17 protein-coding genes are annotated in these 20,355 nt (G+C 66.8%); 7 read left to right on the forward strand and 10 right to left on the reverse strand.

Translation table 11 applies throughout. From position 1 onward, the window contains the following. The first annotated feature begins 207 nt into the window (after positions 1-207). Positions 208-1,383: a dipeptidase gene (locus ACREEF_RS03350; protein WP_431564194.1), complete on the forward strand. Its 1,176-nt coding sequence runs from the start codon at positions 208-210 to the stop codon at positions 1,381-1,383. Between the two features lie 4 nt (positions 1,384-1,387). On the opposite strand, the gene ACREEF_RS03355 is transcribed toward ACREEF_RS03350, so the two are convergent. Further along, a complete protein-coding gene (locus tag ACREEF_RS03355) occupies positions 1,388-2,023 on the reverse strand; it encodes a DUF2726 domain-containing protein (protein ID WP_431564195.1) in 636 nt (211 codons plus the stop codon). Between the two features lie 84 nt (positions 2,024-2,107). Next, entirely contained in the window at positions 2,108-2,566 is a 459-nt protein-coding gene (locus ACREEF_RS03360) for a tRNA (cytidine(34)-2'-O)-methyltransferase (RefSeq protein WP_431564196.1), read from the reverse strand. A 195-nt stretch (positions 2,567-2,761) separates the two neighbouring features. Here ACREEF_RS03360 and petA point away from each other — a divergent pair, with 195 nt between their 5' ends. From petA to ACREEF_RS03390, 6 genes are all read left to right on the forward strand, one after another. Next, on the forward strand, positions 2,762-3,322 hold the full coding sequence (gene petA, locus ACREEF_RS03365; protein ID WP_431564197.1) for a ubiquinol-cytochrome c reductase iron-sulfur subunit: 561 nt from the start codon (positions 2,762-2,764) through the stop codon (positions 3,320-3,322). Positions 3,323-3,339: 17 nt separating this feature from the next. Next, on the forward strand, positions 3,340-4,638 hold the full coding sequence (locus ACREEF_RS03370; protein ID WP_431564198.1) for a cytochrome b: 1,299 nt from the start codon (positions 3,340-3,342) through the stop codon (positions 4,636-4,638). Between the two features lie 5 nt (positions 4,639-4,643). Beyond that, positions 4,644-5,519 (forward strand): cytochrome c1, encoded by an 876-nt coding sequence (locus ACREEF_RS03375; RefSeq protein WP_431564199.1) that lies wholly within the window; start codon positions 4,644-4,646, stop codon positions 5,517-5,519. 116 nt (positions 5,520-5,635) lie between these two features. Next, the gene (locus tag ACREEF_RS03380) at positions 5,636-6,211 is read left to right on the forward strand and encodes a DUF1579 domain-containing protein (RefSeq protein ID WP_431564200.1); all 576 of its coding nucleotides are present in this window, start codon (positions 5,636-5,638) and stop codon (positions 6,209-6,211) included. A gap of 82 nt (positions 6,212-6,293) precedes the next feature. Next, positions 6,294-7,934: a M28 family metallopeptidase gene (locus ACREEF_RS03385; protein ID WP_431564201.1), complete on the forward strand. Its 1,641-nt coding sequence runs from the start codon at positions 6,294-6,296 to the stop codon at positions 7,932-7,934. 112 nt (positions 7,935-8,046) lie between these two features. Next, the gene (locus ACREEF_RS03390; RefSeq protein WP_431564202.1) at positions 8,047-9,657 is read left to right on the forward strand and encodes a M28 family peptidase; all 1,611 of its coding nucleotides are present in this window, start codon (positions 8,047-8,049) and stop codon (positions 9,655-9,657) included. An 87-nt stretch (positions 9,658-9,744) separates the two neighbouring features. On the opposite strand, the gene ACREEF_RS03395 is transcribed toward ACREEF_RS03390, so the two are convergent. From ACREEF_RS03395 to ACREEF_RS03430, 8 genes are all read right to left on the reverse strand, one after another. Then, entirely contained in the window at positions 9,745-10,728 is a 984-nt protein-coding gene (locus tag ACREEF_RS03395) for a DUF6607 family protein (RefSeq protein WP_431564203.1), read from the reverse strand. 45 nt (positions 10,729-10,773) lie between these two features. Then, positions 10,774-12,990 carry a TonB-dependent hemoglobin/transferrin/lactoferrin family receptor gene (locus ACREEF_RS03400; protein ID WP_431564204.1) on the reverse strand — a complete coding sequence of 739 codons (2,217 nt, stop codon included), beginning with the start codon at positions 12,988-12,990 and terminating at the stop codon, positions 10,774-10,776. Positions 12,991-13,083: 93 nt separating this feature from the next. Then, on the reverse strand, positions 13,084-13,356 hold the full coding sequence (locus ACREEF_RS03405) for a hypothetical protein (RefSeq protein WP_431564205.1): 273 nt from the start codon (positions 13,354-13,356) through the stop codon (positions 13,084-13,086). Between the two features lie 113 nt (positions 13,357-13,469). Continuing rightward, positions 13,470-14,984, reverse strand: a complete 1,515-nt coding sequence (locus ACREEF_RS03410; RefSeq protein WP_431564206.1) for a hypothetical protein — start codon at positions 14,982-14,984, stop codon at positions 13,470-13,472. A gap of 54 nt (positions 14,985-15,038) precedes the next feature. Beyond that, the gene (gene ychF / locus ACREEF_RS03415; protein WP_431564207.1) at positions 15,039-16,136 is read right to left on the reverse strand and encodes a redox-regulated ATPase YchF; all 1,098 of its coding nucleotides are present in this window, start codon (positions 16,134-16,136) and stop codon (positions 15,039-15,041) included. Between the two features lie 282 nt (positions 16,137-16,418). After that, on the reverse strand, positions 16,419-16,889 hold the full coding sequence (locus ACREEF_RS03420; protein ID WP_431564208.1) for a copper chaperone PCu(A)C: 471 nt from the start codon (positions 16,887-16,889) through the stop codon (positions 16,419-16,421). A 15-nt stretch (positions 16,890-16,904) separates the two neighbouring features. Then, positions 16,905-18,245, reverse strand: coding sequence for a PepSY-associated TM helix domain-containing protein (locus ACREEF_RS03425; RefSeq protein ID WP_431564209.1), 1,341 nt, complete (start codon positions 18,243-18,245; stop codon positions 16,905-16,907). 35 nt (positions 18,246-18,280) lie between these two features. Next, on the reverse strand, positions 18,281-20,341 hold the full coding sequence (locus ACREEF_RS03430) for a TonB-dependent receptor family protein (RefSeq protein WP_431564210.1): 2,061 nt from the start codon (positions 20,339-20,341) through the stop codon (positions 18,281-18,283). Positions 20,342-20,355: the final 14 nt, after the last annotated feature.

The raw sequence follows: 20,355 nt of genomic DNA on the forward strand, positions 1-20,355 counted from the left end.
CTTCATGCGCCCCGGCTCAAAAGAGGGCCTTGATCCAGATCAGCCCCGGTTTCCATGCCGCGCCGCCTGTGCCAGCGTGGCCGTATCAGTATTGAGGGGACCCCCATGATCCGCACCGCCTTGCTCGCCGCCGTTTCGCTCGCCGTCCTGGCGGGACCCGCTTTGGCTCAATCGCAGGGGAGCGCCGACACCGCGGGGCAGGAGAGGATGCTCCAGATTCTGCATCGCACGCCGCTGATCGACGGCCACAACGACCTGCCCTGGGCCCTGCGTCAGGGCTTTGGGAATGATCCTTATCGTGTTGATTTGACGACAAATCTTGAGGCGACGACCCGGCTCCACACCGACATTCCTCGCCTGCGCGCCGGGGGCGTCGGCGGTCAGTTCTGGTCGGTCTATGTCCCCGCCAGCCTGGAGCCGGTCGAGGCGGCCAAGGCCACCTTCGAGCAAATCGACACGGTCAAGCGCATCGTCGCCGCCCATCCCTCGGTGTTCGAGATCGCTGTGACCGCCGACGACATCACCCGCATCCACAAGGCCGGAAAAATCGCCAGCCTGATCGGCATGGAAGGCGGCTATTCCATCGACGATTCGCTGGGCCTGCTGCGCGAGTTCTATGATTCGGGCGCGCGCTACATGACGCTGACCCACTCCAAGACCACGACCTGGGCCGACAGCGCCACGGACGCGCCCAAGTGGGGCGGCCTGTCGCCCTTCGGCGAGCAGGTGGTCAAGGAGATGAACCGCCTCGGCATGATGGTCGACCTGAGCCACGTCTCCGAGGAGACGATGACCGACGCCATCCGCATCTCGACAGCCCCGGTCATCTTCTCGCACTCGTCGGCGCGGGCCGTCACGGGCCATCCGCGCAACGTGCCCGACGCCGTTCTGCGGCTGATGCCGGCCAACGGCGGCATCGTCATGGTGACCTTCGTCCCGGGCTTCATCAGCGAGCCGGTGCGGGCCTGGGGCGCGGCTCGCTCGGCCGAGGATGCCCGTCTCAAGAGCCTGAACCCCGGCGCACCCGACGCGGTGAAGACCGGTCTCGAAGCCTGGACCGCCGCCAATCCGGCGCCGCGCGCCTCGCTGGACGACGTCGTGGCCCATATCCAGCACGTCCGCGAGGTGGCGGGGATCGACCATGTCGGCCTGGGCGGCGATTTCGACGGCGTCGACAGCCTGCCTGAGGGCGTCGAGAGCGTGGAGGCCTATCCGCGCATCCTGGCCGAGCTGATGCGTCGCGGCTGGAGCGAGGCCGACATCCGCAAGCTGGCGGGCGAGAACCTGCTACGGACCATGCGCGGGGTGGAGCGGGCGGCGACGGCCCGGCGCGGCGAACGGCCGAATCTGGCGCAACTGCCGAACGACGGCGCGCCGGAGTAGGGGGTTAGACGGGCTGCGGCGCTGGCGGGGCTTTCAAGCGAACCAGACGGGCGATCTCGAATGCGAGATCCTCGTCTGAGTGGTCGGGCTTCACTTCGATGAAGTCGACGCCGGCGCGTCGCAGCGCCTCTCGCTTGACCGCGTCGCGCGCAGCGGCCGTGCCTAGGTAGTGGCCGGAGCCCTGGAACTCCACGGCCGCCAGCGGATGACCGTCTCTGGCGATGACCAGCATATCCACGCGCTTGCTGTTGATGGCGGCGAAGGCCTTGGCGTCGGCCGAGGTCAGCACCTCGCCGAGCGATACCTGAGCCATCACGCGCCAGCCGGTCTGATGGCCGCGCAGGATGCGTTCGATCTGCAGGAAGGTGCGCGCCTCGTTTTTCGACATCAGCCGCTTGGGCCGAAACTCGGCGTTCATGACGGTGTCGAGTTGTGCGGCGGGATCGGTTCGGTCGTTGCGGACGTCTGACTTCACGAGTTTCAACCCGTTGCGCCAGCGCGTGTTTCGTGGCGGCGGGCGCCGCGCCTTGCGGCTACGAGCGCCGACGCCCAGTCCCGCCAGGAACCCGATCAGCGCGACGAAAGCCAGCAACAACGACAGGTTATCGGCTGACGTCAGTTCTCGCAGGAAGGCTTCCAAGGCAGTTGCTCCGCTCGTTCGGGAAACGGAGTTTGCCGTTCAGAATTTTGCGCTCGATGAATCGGCGTGGTTAAGCGCCTTGCCTCAGGGGCGCACCGGCAACTCCCCCAACTGCCTCAAGCCTTCCCACAGGGCGATGCCGGCGCTGACCGACAGGTTCAGCGAGCGGGTTTCCGGGCGGATGGGGATGAAGACGCGGGCGTCGGCGGCGGCGTGGACGTAATCGGGGGCGCCGGCGCTCTCGCGACCGAACAGAAGAATATCGTCAGGCTGAAATTCGAAGGCGGTCAGGGGCGTCGCTCCCCTTGTCGTGAACAGGACCAGCCGTCCGGGCGCGCGGTCGCGCTGGAAGGCGTCCCAGTCGGGATGGCGGGTCATATGGCTGAGCGGGCCGTAGTCCAGCGCAGCACGCTTCATGGCGCTGTCGTCGAAACGGAAGCCGACGGGCTCGATCACGTGCAATTCGACGCCGAAACAGGCGCTCTGACGGATGCAGGCGCCCACATTCTGCGGGATGTCAGGTTGAAAAAGGGCGAGACGCATTCTAAGGCCCTCATACGCGCGGGCCGGGGCCTTGTCGCGGTCTTTGTTGCGACTGTTTCGCAAGGTGCGTCAGCGTCTTGCAGGAGCGGCCCGCAAACCGAGGACCGACCGACATCGCCTCCGTTCCGCTAGACGATCATGCCGACGGCCATCCCACTCCCGGGGCGGACGTTCGGGACTGCAGAGGTGAGACGCGTGGCCGAATCGGTCGTGACTGCTGAAGGGCCTGAGGGCCAACACGGGGGCGGCGACGCCACCCGCCGCGACTTCATCCACATCGCCGCCGGCGCCGCCGCGGTCGGTGCGGGCGTGATGGTGGCCTGGCCGCTGATCAACCAGATGAACCCCGCCGCCGACACCCTGGCCCTGGCGTCGATCGAATTCGATCTGACCAAGGTTCAGGAAGGCCAGCAGGTCGTCATCAAATGGCAGGGCAAGCCGGTCTTCGTGCGCTATCGCACCCCGGCCGAGCTGAAGCGCGTCATCGCCGACGACAACTCTTCGGATCTGAAGGATCCGCAGACGGACGCCGAGCGGACCAAGCCGGGCCATGAGAAGTATCTGGTCGTCATCGGTTCGTGCACCCACCTGGGCTGCGTCCCGACCTTCGGTTCGGGCGACTACGGCGGCTGGTTCTGCCCCTGCCACGGTTCGCACTATGACGCCTCGGGCCGTATTCGTAAGGGACCGGCGCCGATCAACCTGGTGGTGCCGAACTACGAATATATGTCCGACACCCGCGTCAAAATCGGCTGAGGACGGACCGAGGAACCATGAGCGATCACGAATCCACCTACGTCCCGAAGACCGCTTTCGAGCGGTGGATGGACACCCGCCTGCCGATCATCCGCTTCGGCATGGACTACGCCAACCTGCCGACCCCCCGGAACCTGAACTACTGGTGGACCTTCGGCGGCATCCTGGCCCTGTGCCTGATGACGCAGATCATCACCGGCATCGTTCTGGCCATGCACTATACGCCGAACACGGCCCTGGCCTTTGAGTCGGTCGAGCGCATCATGCGCGACGTCAACGGCGGCTGGCTGATCCGCTATGTGCACGCCAACGGCGCGTCGATGTTCTTCATCGCCGTCTACCTGCACATGCTTCGCGGCCTCTACTACGGCTCCTACAAGGCGCCGCGCGAGATGATCTGGATCGTCGGCTGCCTGATCTTCTTCCTGATGATCGCCACCGCCTTCCTGGGCTACGTCCTGCCCTGGGGCCAGATGTCCTTCTGGGGCGCTGAGGTCATCACCAACCTGATCGGCGCCATTCCGGTCGTCGGCGAGCCGATCCTGATCTGGCTGCGCGGCGGCCCGGCCATCGACAACGCCACCCTGAACCGCTTCTTCTCGCTGCACTACCTGCTGCCGTTCGTCATCGCCGGCTGCGTGGTGCTGCACCTGTGGGCCCTGCACGCCGCCGGTCAGAACAACCCGGTCGGCATCCTGATCCCGAAGGACCGCGAGAAGAAGGACATGCTGCCCTTCCACCCGTACTTCACGGTCAAGGACGGCTTCGCGATCATCCTGTTCCTGATCCTGTTCTCGGTCTTCGTCTTCTATCAGCCGAACGCCCTGGGCCACGCCGACAACTACATCCCGGCCAACCCGCTGCAGACCCCGGCCCACATCGTTCCCGAATGGTATATGCTGCCGTTCTACGCGATCCTGCGCGCCATCCCCGACAAGTTCGGCGGCGTGGTGGCCATGTTCGGCGCCATCGGCGTGCTGTTCGTCCTGCCGTGGCTGGACACGTCCAAGGTGCGCTCGATGCGCTACCGCCCGACGATGCGCACCTGCTTCATCATCTTCCTGTTCGTGTGCTTCGGCCTCGGCTGGTGCGGTGGTCAGCTGCCGGACGCTCCGGTCATCCCGGGTATGCCCAGCTTCACCCTGTTTGACGGCCAGCTGAACTCCTACCTGTGGCTGACGCGTCTGCTGACGGCCTACTACTTCATCTTCTTCCTGGTGCTGATGCCGTTCCTCGGCCTGCGCGAGAAGCCGCTGCCGGTCCCGGCGACGATTTCCGAGCCGGTCCTGTCGGGCGACGCCGAGCAGAAGGGCTGAACGCGATGATTTCCAACGAGAAGAAAACCGTGTCCTTCCGCAAGATCCTGGTTTCCCTGACGGCCGCTATCGGTCTGGTCGCCTTCGCCGCTCCGGCGATGGCCTCCGGGGGCGCCAAGCACCCGCGCAGCGGCGGCTTCAGCTTCGAGGGGCCGTTCGGCACCTACGACCAGGGCCAGCTGCAGCGCGGCTACAAGGTCTACAAGGAAGTCTGCGCCTCGTGCCACAGCATGAACCTGGTGCACTTCCGCAACCTGGGCGACAAGCACGGGCCGTTCTGGAACCCCGAGTACCCGAACCCGAACGACAACCCCGTCGTGAAGGCTCTGGCCAAGGAAGTTCAGGTCCCGGACATCGACAGCGAGACGGGCGAGGCGCTGATGCGCGACGCCACCACCGCCGACAAGTTCCCGTCGCCCTATCCGAATGCCACGGCCGCCGCCGCGGCCAACGGCGGCGCGGCTCCGCCCGACCTGTCGGTGATGGCCAAGGCCCGCCACGACGGCGCCAACTACATCTACTCGCTGCTGTCGGGCTATGGGACCCCGCCCGCCGGCCTGAAGATGACCTCGGCCCAGCACTACAACCCTTATATGGCGGGCGACCTGACCCCGTTCTGGGAAGGCGAGGGACACGTTCCCCCGGGCGGCTTCATCGCCATGCCCGCGCCGCTCCGCGACGGTCAGGTCACCTATGACGACGGCACCAAGGCCAGCGTCGACCAGATGGCCAAGGACGTCGCCGCCTTCATCGCCTGGACCTCCGAGCCCAAGGCGACCGAGCGCAAGCAGATGGGCTTTGGCGTGATCATCTTCCTGCTGCTGTTCGCAGGGATCACCTACGCCAGCTACCGCCGCATCTGGAGGGGCGTCGCCCACTAAGGCGATACCCGTTCGAGACGAGATGACCCGCCGGAGCGATCCGGCGGGTTTTTTCATGTCCGGTTGCCTCGTTTTAAAAAGTGCTTTATATCGCAAAGTTGTAGGGAGATTCACTGATGAAGCCGTTCGTCTGCCTGGCGCTTGCCGCCGTCCTCGTGACCGCTCCTGTAGCGGCAGATGCCCAGACGCCCTCGCCCAATGGGACTGAGGCCCAGCGCGCGGCCATAGATCGGCTGGCCTTCCTGGACGGGGAATGGCGCGGCGAGGCGACCATCCATGGACCCGCCGGTCCCATGACCCTGACCCAGACGGAACGTGTCGGTTCGATGTTGGGCGGCTCGATCAAGGTCATCGAAGGTCGCGGCTACGCTGCTGACGGCTCGACCCAGTTCAACGCCATGGCCCTGGTGTCGTGGGACGCCCGCGCTGGCCGCTACGGGTTCCGCTCCTACGCTCAGGGCTATTCGGGCGATTACGCCTTTGAAGTCACCGATGACGGTTTCCGCTGGGAGACGCCGGCCGGGCCGAACGCGAAGATGCAGTACGTGGCCGTGGTGCGCGATGGGACCTGGCACGAGGTCGGCGTCATTGTCGCCGAGGGCCAGCCGCCGCGCCAGGTGATCGAGATGCGGCTGACCCGGATCGGCGACACGGATTGGCCGGCGGGCGGGGCGGTCGGTCCGACCCCCTGATCGTTCCGAATCCACCGCATCGACTCCGCCGATTTCGACCGATAGGGTCCCGGCCATTGTTTTGGTTGAGGGGTCTGTTCCCATGCGTCTGATGTCGTCCGCCGCCGTCCTGTTGTTCGCCGCCGCCCTGGCCTCTGGCGCCGCCGCCCAGGCTCCCGTCTTCGATGCGGCGCGCATTTCCAACGACATCAAGGTTCTGTCCGACGACAGCTTCGAGGGGCGCGGCATCGCCACCCCGGCCGAGCAGAAGGTCATCGACTATCTGAGCCGTCAGTATGAGGCGGCCGGCTTCGCCCCCGGCGGCGAGAACGGCGGCTGGACCCAGGCGGTCGGCCTGAACCGCTTCACCGTCTCCAACGTCAGCGGCCAGATCAAGGTCGGCGACTGGACCCAGGCTCTGGCCCAGGGCCAGCAGGCCACGATCACCACCCGCCTGCCCGGCGAAGGCGTGGACCTGCGCGCCAAGCCGCTGGTCTTCGTCGGCTACGGCACCACCGCCCCCGAGCGCGACTGGAACGACTTCAAGACCGACGTGCGCGGCAAGGTCATCGTGGTCCTGGTCAACGACGCGGACTTTGAAGACCCGTCGCTGAACACCTTCGGCGGCGTGGCCATGACCTACTACGGTCGCTGGACCTACAAGTACGAAGAGGCGGCGCGTCAGGGCGCGGCAGGCGTTCTGATCGTCCATGAGACCAAGCCCGCCTCCTATGGCTGGACCACGGTGGCCAACTCCTGGTCCGTGCCCCAGTTCGACATCGTGCGTCAGAATCCTTCGGCCGAGCGGGTGCCGATGGAGGCCTGGATCCAGCGCGACGTGGCCGTCGAGATGTTCCGCCAGGCCGGGCTCGACTTCGAGCAGGAGAAGATCAAGGCTCGCAGCCGCGACTTCCAGCCGGTCGAACTGGCCGGCGCGACCATCGACGCCAGGTTCGACGTGAAGACCGACCGGATCGTCACCCACAACGTCGTGGCCAAGCTGGAAGGCTCGACCCATCCCGACGAGACCATCCTCTACACCGGCCACTGGGACCATATCGGCATGGGCGAGCCGGACGCCAGCGGCGACCGCATCTTCAACGGCGCCGTGGACAACGCCTCGGGCACGGCGGGCCTGCTGGAGCTGGCGCGTCAGTGGGCGGCGGGGCCGAAGCCCGAGCGCACCATCGTCATGATCAGCTTCACCGGCGAGGAAAGCGGCCTGCTGGGGTCGGAGTTCTACGCCGCCAATCCGCTCTATCCGCTGGAAACGACGGTGGCGGGCTTCAACCTGGACGCCTCCAGCGTGCTGGGCCGGATGAGCAAGCTGGGCGTCACCGGCTACGGCCAGTCCAACCTGGATGAGCGCGTCATCGCCCTGGCCGCCGCGCAAGGGCGGGGCTTCGAGGGCGACGCGGGCGCGGGCGCGGGCATCTATTTCCGTTCGGACCACTTCCCGCTGGCCAAGCGCGGCGTGCCGATGGGCTATCTGTCCTCGACCGGCGACTACGTCGACGAACCGATCGCCCCGCGTCAGGCGGCTGCCGCCGAATACCGCGCCAACCGTTATCACCAGGCCGCCGACGAGTGGGAGCCGAACTGGGACTATCGCGGCATGATTCAGGATCTGGAGGTCGTCTTCCAGGCCGGTCAGGCCCTGGCCAACAGCCGCGACTGGCCGCAGTGGAAATCCGGTTCGGAGTTTGGCCCGGCCCGCACGGTCAGCGACGCCCAGCGCAAGTAGGTCGCGGCCGATCCGCCTTCGCGGAATATGACAAAAAAGTAAGGGGCGACCTCGCAGGAGGTCGCCCTATTACTTTGCGCGAAGGCCCCGTGGGGAGGGCTCGGGAGTTTCCATGCATCGTCGGTTCATCAGCGGCGTCGCCGCAACCGCTCTTCTGCTCGTCGCCGGTGCGGCGGCGGCTCAGGACTTTTCGGCTCAGCGCCTGTCGGATGAAATCCGCACCATCAGCGCCGACGACTTCCAGGGCCGCTATCCCGGAACGGACGGCGAGAAGAAGACGCTGGACTGGCTGCAAGCCCAGTATGAGGCCATGGGCATGGCCCCCGGCGGCCCGAACGGCCAATGGCTGCAGGTCATCGACCTGAAGCGGTTCACGCCTGTCGCTGACGCCGCCAAGGCCAGTTGGACCGGCGCGGACGGTCAGGTCCACGCCCTGACGCCGGGAAGCGACATCACCCTGCGGGCGGTCAGCAACGACGGCAAGGCGGCCATCACCGGCGCCGGCCTGGTCTTCGCCGGCTACGGCATCCATGCGCCCGAACGCGGCTGGGACGACTACGGCGGCCTCGACGTGGCGGGCAAGGTCGTCCTCGTCGTCAGCGGAGAGCCCGACGGCGACCTGTTCAACGGCCCCTACACGACCAACTACCAGTCCGGCGCCTACAAGGCGGACGAGGCCAAGCGCCGGGGCGCGGTCGGCGTCATCACCGTCGTCAACGTCGCCGCCTCGGAGGCAGGCTGGACTCGCCAGACCCAGGGCGCAGGCCGCGTCCGCACCATGACGCCGGGTGCGGCTGACCTGGAGTTCTCGGGCGCGATCAACGCCGATACGGCCAAAGCCCTGGGGCTGGACATGGCCGCCCTGACGCCGCGCCTCGCGACGGGCGATTTCCGCGCCGTCGACCTGCCCGGCGTGACCCTGTCGGTCGAGACGGCCGAGACCATCGACACCCTGCGCACCCACAACCTGCTGGCCAAAATTCCGGGCGCCGAGCGTCCGAACGAGACCATCATCTATTCGGCCCACTGGGACCACGTCGGGGTCAACAACCATGCGGCCGGCGACGACAAGATTTTCAACGGCGCCTGGGACAACGCTTCGGGCACCATCGGCGTGCTGGAAATGGCGCGTCAACTGAAGGCCGCGCCTGCGCCGGACCGCACCATCGTCTTCGCCCACATGGCCGCCGAGGAAATGGGCCTGCTGGGCGCCTACGCCTATGCCGCCGATCCGGTCTATCCGCTGGAAACGACCGTGGCTGACATCAATATCGACATGCTGCCCCTCAGCGGCCCGACGCGCGACGTGCCGATCTTCGGCAAGGGCCAGAACACGCTGGAAGACGACCTGCAGGCCCTGGCGGCCAAGGAAGGCCGCTATGTCTCCGACGACGGCCAGCCGGAGCAGGGCTTCTACTACCGCTCCGACCACTTCCCCTTCGCCCGCGCGGGCGTGCCGGCCCTGATGCCCTGGCACGGCGTGGACTGGGTGGACGGCGGGCGTGAGGCCGGTCTGGCGGCGTGGAAAGCCAAGTTCGGCGCCGATTACCATAGGCCTAGCGACGAATGGTCCGCCGATTGGGACCTGCGCTCGGCGGTCGAGAACCTGACCCTGCTGTACCAACTGGGTCTGCAACTGGCGAACAGCGACGAATGGCCGAGCTGGAAACCGACGTCGGAATTCGGCCAGGTCCGCTCGGCTTCGGACAGTGCGCGCCGCTAGAAGGCGACGCGGCCGCTGAAGAACAAGGCCCTCCGTCCGTTTCCGGGCGGAGGGCCTTCTGCTGAACGCGCGGGAGGAGGGCGCGCGTCAGCGTTTCGTGGCGGCGTCGATCGTGGCGCGGGCCTGTGCGATGGCGGCTTCGGTCGTGATTTCGCCGTCCTGGATCTTCTGGGCCAGCTCCATCAGCGGCGGGCCGGTGACGACGCCGGTCTGGGCTTCTTCCTCGACATAGACGCCGTTGCCCTTGGCGATGGCGGCGTCCCAGGCGTCGCGGACGGCGGCCCAATAGGCCTGCGTTGCCGCCCAGTAGTCGTCGCCGGCCTTGGGCGAGTAGCTGGTGGAGCGGTCGTAGGTGTTGACCACGTCTTCCTGAACGATGGCGACGGGCTCGCCGCCGGCCCGGCCGTTCATCTTCATATTGTCCTGGATGTGGACCCAGCCGTTGGGCGTCAGGGCGTGGCGGTTGCTGCCCAGATAGCGGTCATAGACGGGGTTCAGCACCGCATCGCGACGCGCCAGCGGCCGCCAGGTCGGCTCGGAGGTCCAGACCTTCATGCCGTTGACGTAGGTCCAGCGTCCCACGCCGCCGTAACGGGGCGAGTCGTCCGTCTGCCACACCGTCTGGGACCAGGCGCCCGCGCGCTGATCGGCGGAAACCGGAACCAGCGTCCACTGGTTCGGACCGGTGTAGGTCAGGACCGATTCCGGCTGATAGACCCAGTCCTGACGCCAGTGCTTGATGACGATGGCCTTGCCGTCGTGCTCCATGACCAGGATGTGCTGCAGGCTGATCCGGTCGCCCTTGTCATAGACGACGCGCACGATCTCGCTGCCGCCCGACAGCTTGCCCTCCATCGGGTCGTAGTCGGCGTTGAAGCTGACGTTCTCGCGCATGTCGAAGTGGACGCGGAACTGGCCCGCCTGGGCCAGGATGGACTGGCGGTCACGCTCGAACGGGCTGGCGGGCGTGGCGGCGGCCAAGGCAGGTGTCTGAGCGGGCGTCTGGGCGGCGGCGATCGCGGCGGGGGCCGCGCCGGCCAGCAGGGCGGCGGCGAAAAGGATGGCGCGCATCGAGGTTTCCTTGGTGATGTTCGTTTTCATGTTCGGGCCGGGGTCTCAGTAGCGGAGGTTGACGGAGACGCCGAAGTTGCGGCCGGGTTGGGTGAATGCGGGCAGGGTGGCCGGATCGGTCGGCGCAGCGACCGTGCCGCCGCGCGACAGGCCGCGCACGTCGCTCCACCAGGCGTAGGTCTCGTCGAGGGCGTTGAAGACCCCGGCGCGCAGGGTGGCCTTTTCCGTCACGTTCCAGAAGGCGGTCAGGTCCAGGATGGCGAACTCTTCGCCCTGCCAGCAGTTGCCGCCGCCGCAGCCGGCGCGGTCCTTCTTGTCCGACCAGGTGACGGTGGCCGAACCACCCCAGACGCCCGACGGCGCGGCGTAGTTCAGGCCGCCGACGACCTTGACTGGATCAATGCTGGTCAGCTTGCCGCGCGCGCCGTCCGTCTCCTGATCGCCGTCGGCGAAGGAGGCGGCGACGATGGCCGAGACGCCGTTGTCCCAATGGATATCGCCGCGCGCTTCCAGACCCCAGATCTTCACTTCGGTCAGGTTGACGTATTGGTAGATCAGCGGGTCGACGCCCGGCACGCCGGTTCCGCGCACCACCACCTGATTGATGAAGTCGTCATAGTCGGTGTGGAAGGCCGTGGTCGACAGCGACAGGGCGCCGCCGAACGCCTTCAGATTGCGGAAGCGCACGCCCGCCTCGATGCTCTCGCTGGTTTCGGGCGTCAGGTCCGGGTTCGGGATGGACTCATAGCCGAACACCGGGTTGGCGAAGAAGTTGTTCACCTGCATCGGCGAGGGCGCCTTGAAGCCCTGTGCATAGTTGGCGAAGACGCCGAAGTGGTCGTCGGCCCAGAACATCACGCCGATCTTGGGCGACAGGTGGCTGTCGCTCTGGCCCGCCGAAGGGGCGGGGAACAGGGCGTCGGCCTTGGGTGTCAGCTCATACCAGTCGTAGCGCAGCGCCGGGATGATGCTGAGACGGCCGCCCAGCAGTTCGATCTCGTCCTGAATGAACAGGCCGGCCAGGTCGTATTCCGTCCTGGGGAAGGGGCGGGCGGGGAAGGGCTCGCCCATCGGCGGGACCGTGCCGTTGCGGATGCCTTCCTGGGTGGTGCGCGACCAGTCGCCGCCGACGGTGACGCGGTGCTGTATCGCCTCGCCGCCAAAGGTCTTCGATCCTTGCGCCGCCATGCCCCAGACCGTGTTGTCGAAGGTGACGTCGCGGGTGCGATCGACGGCGGGCGTGCGGTCCTCATAGGTGAACTGGCGCGTGGTCGCGTCCTGCCAGTAGGCGGCGACCGAGCCGTCATCCAGGCCGAAGACGTCGTCGAAGCGCCAGTCCAGGCTGACGCGGTCGCGCCGGGTCTCGTCGTGCGCCGTCAGGCCGATGACGGTGGCCGAATAGCTGCTCAGCGCCTCGCCATCCATCTCCTGATCGAAGTGGTCGTAGGTCAGGCGGACGGCGTGGTTGTCGTTGGCGTCCCAGACCAGCTTGCCCAGGATGGCGTTTGAGGCGATTTCCTGCGGGTTCGGCTGGGTCCGGGCCGAGCCCGTGCCGCCGACCTCGGCCATGTTCTCGGTCTCATGGGCGTCGCGGCGGGTGTAGGCCAGCAGCCCGGACAACGAGCCGGCGCGGCCCGCGAGCGCCAGACCCTCGGTCCAGCCGTCGTCGGCCGAGTTGTAGCCGACCCGGGCGCGGGCGCCGAAGCTGCGGCCGCTGTCGATGAAGTCGGCCGGGTCCTTGGAGGTGAAGCTGACCGCGCCGGCGATGCCGTCCGAGCCATAGAGGGCCGAGGCGGGGCCGCGCAGGATCTCGACCGACTTGACCAGATCCAGGTCGTTGTAGCCGCCGCGCCCCACGCTCTGGGCGCCGAAGGCGAAGCCGTCGGGCACCCGAACGCCGTCCTGGATGATCAGCACCCGGTTGCCGCCCATGCCGCGAATGGTGAAGCCCGAGTTGCCGTCGCGGCCCGCGCCCGACAGGGCGGCCGAGAAGCGGGCGGGGCTGGTGGGGACGCTGACGCCCGGCTCGAACCGGATCAGGTCCTTGATATCGGTGACCAGATTGTTCTCGATGGTCTCGGCGGTGATGACGCTGACGGTGGCGGGCACATCGTCCACGCGGCGCTGGGTGCGGGTGCCGACGACAGTGATCGGCGCGACCGGCACGGCCTTCTGCAGATCGACGACTTCCTCGGCCAAGGCAGGGAAGGCGGCGGCTGAAAGGGCGGTCAGCCCGGCGGAGAACATCAGAAACGAGCGCATGGTTACAGCCCCGGTTGGAGAGAGTTGCGCAATTACTGCGAACGATTATCAGAATCAACCGCAATTTCGACGTCATCTTGAAACCGGCGCCGGCTATGAGGCGCGCTGAAGTGCGACGCCGAGGGCGAGGGCTCGCAATGAGCGGGTGCGGATGACAGCCACGGCGCCGCAGCGATCGCCCGGTGCGGCTGCTGCGGCGCATGACCCCGAGGGACCGACGGTCAGAAACTCGTCCGGCGACAGCTGGCGGTGGGTGGTCGAGGCCGGGTGGCAGACCAGGGACCTGGCGTCGCCGATGTTGACAAGGCGGGTGAACAGCTTGACCGCGTCCTGGAAGCGCCCGCCAGCCTCGCGGCCTCCGTCCACGCCCCCATTAGGTCATGGCCCATAAAATAACAGGGTCACCCGACGGGCGACCCTGCAGAAAAAACTTATTCAACAATCAGCTAAGCTAAAGATTGCCGAGCGCGGTATGCAGATCAGGCAGGGTAGTAACCGATTAGAACGGGGCTGCTGCCGTCGCGATCGTAGGTAAACTCTAGGCTGACGCCTTCACCGCTTCGGATCAAGTTCAGTCTGTGTGACCAGAGCGGGATCGTGGCCGTGCCATTGTTAAATGGAGCGTTGATCTGAAGAACAACAACTTCTTCGCCGTCCTTGCTGGCCATCACCCGCACAATGGCCTCATTGGCATTGATGCGATGCAGTTGGAAATGAACATCGACTGGGGCCAGCATGGGCGTTTGCGAGACTTCAACATCGAAATCGATCGCTTCGGTACCGACTATTGCCGCGAAGCGGTCAGTGGTAGCCAGCCAAGCCGCACTGCCGTTTGGCCAGTTCGCTTCCAGCACTCCGGTTCGCATGCTCATGGCGAGGCATTTAATCGTGGGTTTACGCGTCCAGATCGTTCCCGAGCCTATCGCACCGCACCACACACGGTTGGACGTCAGTGTGCCAAGCTCGGTAGAGCGAATGATCTCCAGCTGATGCATGATCGTGCCAGCTTCAGCAGTTTCGTGGATCAGGGGTGCCGTCATCTGCAGTTGTTTGGTCAAACGGCCTGTTACCGCATAGGAGGCCTTCCCCGTCAGCATAGTGCCGCCACGGATAATGATGCCGTTCTGTGCCGTCATCTGGGTCGGATCAAAGCGCAGGGCGCCGATCACATAAGGTGTGGGCGCGATACCGGCGGCCTGTTCCGGCTGTTCTGTCTCTTCGCCGGTCATGTCGATGGGCTCTTCCTCGAAGAGCGACAGGTCCAGCGCAGGGGCGACACGCTCGGAGACGATGCCGAGGCTGGCGCCTTCAGCGGAAGGGCTGAGGGTTAAGCTTAAACCGTCGTAGGGCAGGCTGTAGCCGGTATCTGAGGCTGGCATGACGCGATCGTGGCTCAGGCCACGCGCGGTCTTGTCCGATTGAACAGCGGGACCGATAATCTGGCTGCGAATGGCCAGCCCATTATCACGCTGGCGTTGATAGCTGATGACCAGTTCGAACTCGGACGCCGTTTCGGCGGGTAGCACCTCGACGCGATCAACATGGTCCTCGCGGCGCGTAGTGTTCAGGCTGCTTACCGCCCACCATGACGCGGCGTAAAATGCAGGGGTCACAAGGGCGGCCTTGCCGTCTGCGGCTTCGACCATGCAAACGATCTGGGCCGACCATGAGAACATGGCCTTGACTTCGCCGGGACCACACCAGGCGCGGATCGGTTCGTATTGCTGGGCGCCAAACGGACGGAAGGACAGGAACGCGACAGGTGCGCCCTGTTTCATACGCACGGTCGAGGTCGCTATATCTGCTGCCAGACGGCCTTCGCGACGAAGACGGTAGGGAGCGGTCAGGATGGCTTCGCCACGCTGGGCGTTCTCGCTGACAACGGGTTCGCCGACAGGGATGAAGCCTCTGCTGGCGGCCCGCAAACGATCAATGCCGATTTGCTGGGGAAATGATCTGTGCGCTAGCGGGCTTTTCGTTAGCGTCTTGAGCAAAGGCGGGTCCACCGACCAGCAATGCTAAGATTACCAGCCGATGGACCTTGCGCATCAGTTGTTGAACAGGAAGTGCATCACGTCGCCGTCCTTGACGACATAGGCCTTGCCTTCGGCGCGCATCTTGCCGGCTTCCTTGGCGCCCGCTTCGCCCTTCAGCGCGACATAGTCGTCGAAGGCGATGGTCTCGCCGCGGATGAAGCCCTTTTCGAAGTCGGTGTGGATGACGCCGGCGGCTTGCGGGGCGGTGGCACCGACGGGGATGGTCCAGGCGCGGGCTTCCTTGGGACCGACGGTGAAGTAGGTCTGCAGGCCCAGCAACTTGTAGGCCTCGCGGATCAGGCGGTTCAGGCCGGGCTCTTCCAGACCCAGGGTCTCGAGGAACTCCTTCTGCTCCTCGTCGTCCAGGACGGCGATTTCCGACTCGATCTGGGCCGAGATGACCACCGAGTTGGCGTGGTCCTCGGCGGCGCGCTTGGCGACCAGGTCGGACAGCTCATTGCCCTTGTCGGCCGAGGCTTCTTCCACGTTGGCGACATAGAGGGCGGGCAGGGCGGTCAGCAGCTGCAGCATGTCCCAGGCCTTCTTGTCCTCCTTGGACACCTCGGCCAGACGTGCGGGCTTGCCGTCGCGCAGCTTCTCGAGCGCGGCGTCGATCAGCTTCAGCGTCAGCTGGGATTCCTTGTCGCCGCCCTTGGCGCGCTTCTCGACCTGAACGCGACGGCGCTCCAGGCTCTCGAGATCGGCCAGCATCAGTTCGGTCTCGATGATCTCGAGGTCCGAGATCGGGTCGATGCGGTTCTCGACGTGGGTGATGTCGTCATCGACGAAGCAGCGCGCGACGAAGGCCACGGCGTCGCAGTCGCGGATGTTGGCCAGGAACTGGTTGCCCAGACCCTCGCCCTTGGACGCGCCGCGCACCAGACCGGCCACGTCGACGAAGGTGATCCGCGCGGGGATGATTTCCTTCGACCCGGCGATCTCCGCCAGGGTGTTCAGGCGGGCTTCCGGCACGGCCACGTCGCCGGTGTTCGGCTCGATGGTGCAGAACGGATAGTTGGCGGCCTGAGCCGCCGCCGTCTTGGTCAGGGCGTTGAACAGGGTGGACTTGCCGACGTTGGGCAGGCCGACGATCGCGACTTTAAGGGCCATGGGATTCCTCGTGAGCGCGAGCCTTTAGCGGGTTCGAGCCTGTTTGTCAGGTGCGGGGACGAGCAACAGACCCTCTCCTTTTGGGAGAGGGCTTGAGCGCACGAGAGCGAAGCGATCGTTCTTGCGCGAAAGGGTGAGGGTTCCGCGCTGTAAATCGGCGTGAGCCGTGGCGCGGCGGCTTGCGCCGACGGAGGGCTGCGACCCTCACCCTTTCGCTTGGCGGATCGCCTTCGGCTCTCCGAAGCTCAAGCCCTCTCCCATCGGGAGAGGGAAGGCCGCTGCCTACTCCTCCGAATCCACCACCGGCGGCTGCTTCACCGCAGCGTGGACGCCGATGGCCGGGGCCTTCTCGAAGGTCAGGGTGAAGGAGGCGACGCCGCCGTCGACCAGAGGATCGCGCAGGCCCATCAGCATGAGGTGCGTGGAGCCCGGCTTCAGCTCGACCTTCTGACCGGCGGGCAGGGGCAGGCCGTCCTTCAGCTCGCCCATGCTCATGACGCCGTTCTCCATCTTCATCTCGTGGATCTGGGCGCTTTCGGCCAGGGCCGTCGAGACGCTGAGCAGGCGGTCGTCGGAACCGGCCGTCAGGGTGACGTAGCAGCCGCCGACCTTGGCGCCGTTGGGCGTCGGGCGGCACCAGGCGTCGGCGACCGTGACGGTTCCGGGCGCGGCGGCGGTCTCGGCCGTCTTTTCAGCGGGCTGGCCGCAGGCGGCGAGGCCGAGGAAGGCGGTGAGGGCGAGGATGCGTTTCATGGCGGGTCTTTCTCTTCAGGAAACGGCGGGCCGGCGCCGCATGAGGCGTCGCGCGGCGAAATCGAGCAGCAGAACGGTCACGAGGCTCAGTCCCGTCAGGGGATAAAGGATGCATAGCGGGATGACGATCCCCAGCACGGCCGCCCGCACGCGGGGACCGGGCGGGGCCGTCGGCGCGCCTAGGCTAACGCCGGGGCGGGCGCGAGACAGGCTGGGCGGGCGGCGTTTCCACCACATCATCAGGCCGCTGACGCCCAGCAGCCAGACGCCGAGGCAGCCGGCCAGCATGATCAGGCGATTGATCTGTCCGAACTGCGTGCCCTGGTGAGTGTAGATGCCCCACTCGATCGCCTTGGCGCCGGGGCCGAAACGCTCGAAGCCGATGTCGGCCAGAACAGCGCCCCTCGCGGGGTCGATGTAGAGGGTGCGGCTGTCCTGCACCCGACGGACCTGGGCGGTGACGGTATAGGCCGTGCCGGGCTGGGCCGGGATCGACACCGTATAGGGACGGGGCAGGTCATGGGCCGCCGCCGCCGCGACCACGCCTGTCAGGTCCAGTCGGCCATGAGACGGCGACGGCAGGACGACGCCCTCCATGGTCCAGCCGGCCCCGGCGGGATGATCGTGATGCTCGGCTTTTTGCCAGGCGCCGGCGACGGGCGCGGGCGGACGGCCCCAGCCGCTGGCCTTGACCACGCCCATGACCTGATCGCCCCAGACGGCGGACCAGGGCATCCCCGTCACGGCCAGGAACAGGACGACCCCGCCGACATAGAGGCCGACCAAGGCGTGCAGGTCGCGCCAGAAGGGGCGGCGGCGCGCATCGGTTTCCCGAGGGATCAGCACCGCGCCCTGACGCCGTCGCGGCCACCACAGGTGAAGCCCGGTGGCGCACAGGACGATGGTCCAGCCGGCGACGATCTCGATCAGGATGTTCAGGGTCGTGCCGGTCGTCCCGCCGAGCAGGCTGAGGGAGTGCAGCTTCTTGATGGTCTCGGTGACGCCGCCATCGTCGATGACGCCGGTCACGCGGGCCGTATGCGGATCGACGAAGACCATCTTCTGGGCGCCGTCGGGCCGGTCGACGCGCACCTTCACCGCCTGATCGGGGGCGGCGGGCAGCAGGAGGTTGGCCGCGCGTCCGCCGCCGGCCTTGGCCGCGCTGGCGATCCAGGCCTCGGGCGCGGCTCGGGCGGCGGAGGGCGCGATCTGGATCATGCGTCGGTGGGCGAGCTGATCGATCTCGTCCTTGAACAGATAGAGGCCGCCGGTCAGGGCCAGCAGCATCAGGAAGGGCATGACGATCACGCCGGCATAGAAATGCCAGCGCCAGACGGCGCGGTAGGCGCCGGACATCACGTCCGGCGCCTTTCCCTTGATTGCTGCAGGCATCAGTAGGCCAGCCGCAGGCCGACGAAGACGGAGCGTCCCTCGCCGGGGAAGAAGCTGGCGGTGGAAGCGGTGGCGATCGTCGCGGCCGAGAACTCCCCGACGTAGCGTTCGTTCGTCAGATTGCGCGCATCGACATAGACCGAGGTGTTCGTTCCGATGTTGAACCCGCCTGCCAGGCCCAGAACGGCATAGTCCGGGGCCTTCGTCGTGTTGGCGTAGTCGACGTAGGGGCTGCTGATCCGCCATTCGACCGAGGGGGTGACGAAGACGCCCGACGGATGGCGCCAGGTCAGCTCGGTCCGGTACTGATGCTCAGGCACGACCGGCAGGCGATTGTCGCCCCAGCGCGCGTCGCCGTCGAAGCGGAAGTCGCTCCAGTTGTAGGTCTGGCGCAGCATCAGCGAGCCGTCCGCCAACTCGATCGGCAGGGTCCAGTCCAGCCCGGCCTCGATGCCTTGGTGGATCGTCCAGTCGGCGTTGAAGGTCGCCGCCGGAATGTCCGGCCCGACGATGAAGTTGAGGATCTCGCCGTCGATCTGGCTGCGATAGGCCGTCAGGTCCCAGGCGAAGGGGCCATGCCGCCCGCGCGTGCCGATCTCGGCGGTCCAGGCGTCCTGAACCTGAACGGGGGTGAAGCCGGTCAGCGGCGCCTGCACCAGAGCGCCATAGGTCGGAGGTTCGACCGAGCGGGTGACGTTGGCGAAGACCTGAGCCCCGCTCTGGGCCTCCCACAGCAGGCCCAGACGCGGCGAGAACCAGTCGTAGTCGATGCTGTCGTCATTGGCCGGGTTCAGCCGGTCGGCATAGTCGCGCGTGGCCCGGCCCCATGACCCGCCCGCGACCAACGCCAGCCGGTCGGTGACGAACAACCGCCCCTCGGCGAAGACGTCGAGGCCCGAGGCCTGCTGTCGGGCGTCCGCCGTCCTGGCCCCCGGCAAGCCGCTCAGGTTGAGGTAGCGCAGGGCCTCGACCTCTCCGTCCCGCCACGAAAGGCCGTAGAAGGCGTCGGCGCGCAGGCCCGCGACCTGACCGGTCCAGTCAATGCGGCCAAAGGCGCCGCGCGTGGCGCTGTCCTGATCCATGACCTGAAAGATCGGGTGATAGAGGGACTTCTCCCAGCCCCAGACGGCGCCCTCGAACAGGGTGGCCTCGTTGAAGCGCCAGCGGGTCTGCAGCGTCAGCCGCTTCACCGTCAGGTCGCGGGCCTGATCGCCGGACAGAGCCGAGGCGGAGGCCATGCGTGGGGTCTCCAGCGCCTGTTTCAGCGTCAGCGAGCCGGGCAGGTCCTGCTTGATGTCCGCCGCCTGGGCGATCAGGCGCACCTCGCGATCCTGACCGAATGAGCGCCCGGCGTTGACGGTCAGGCGGCCCTGCGACTGCTGGCTATGATCGCGCCAACCGTCGCTCTGCATTCCCGTGACAGCGGCATAGACGTCCCAGTCGCCGTGGGTTCGCGCCACGGCGGCGTGGCCGCGCACGGAGCCGAAACTGCCCCCCTCCAGCTGCCACAGGTTCTCCTGCCGGGCCGTGCGGCCGGTCGGCGTCACCAGATTGATCGCCCCGCCCAGCTGGGCCTCGCCAAAGCGCAGGGTGTTCGACCCCTTCCACACTTCGATGTAGCGGGCGCTCAGGGCGTCCACGCCCTGAAAGTCGGAAAAGCCGTCGGCGTCGGCGAAGGGCACGCCGTCCTGAGCCAGCAGGACGCCGCGCTGGTGGAAGCCTTGGGCGATGCCCGAGCCGCGAATGGAGAGGCGGCTTTCCTCGCCGTAGCGCTTTTGGGCCAGAACGCCGGGGACGTTCCTCAGGGTGTCGGAAAAGCCCTGGGCGAAGCGGTCGGCATAGCTCTCGGCCGAGACGACGGCGACGGCGCCCGGGGTGCGGCTGAGACGGTCGCGCGCCTCGGCCACGACGGCGGGGTCCTCGGCGTTGCGGCGGCCGGTGACGATGATGCTGTCGACGACGGCGGTCGGGCCGTAAGCTTCGGAAGCAAGGGCGAAGGTCGGCGCCAGGCAGGCGCCGATGAGCAGCGCGCACGGCGCCGCGGTGGTCTTGAAAGACATGGAAAGCAGTCCTG

Source organism: Brevundimonas sp., from assembly GCF_050729455.1.
Taxonomy (GTDB): domain Bacteria; phylum Pseudomonadota; class Alphaproteobacteria; order Caulobacterales; family Caulobacteraceae; genus Brevundimonas.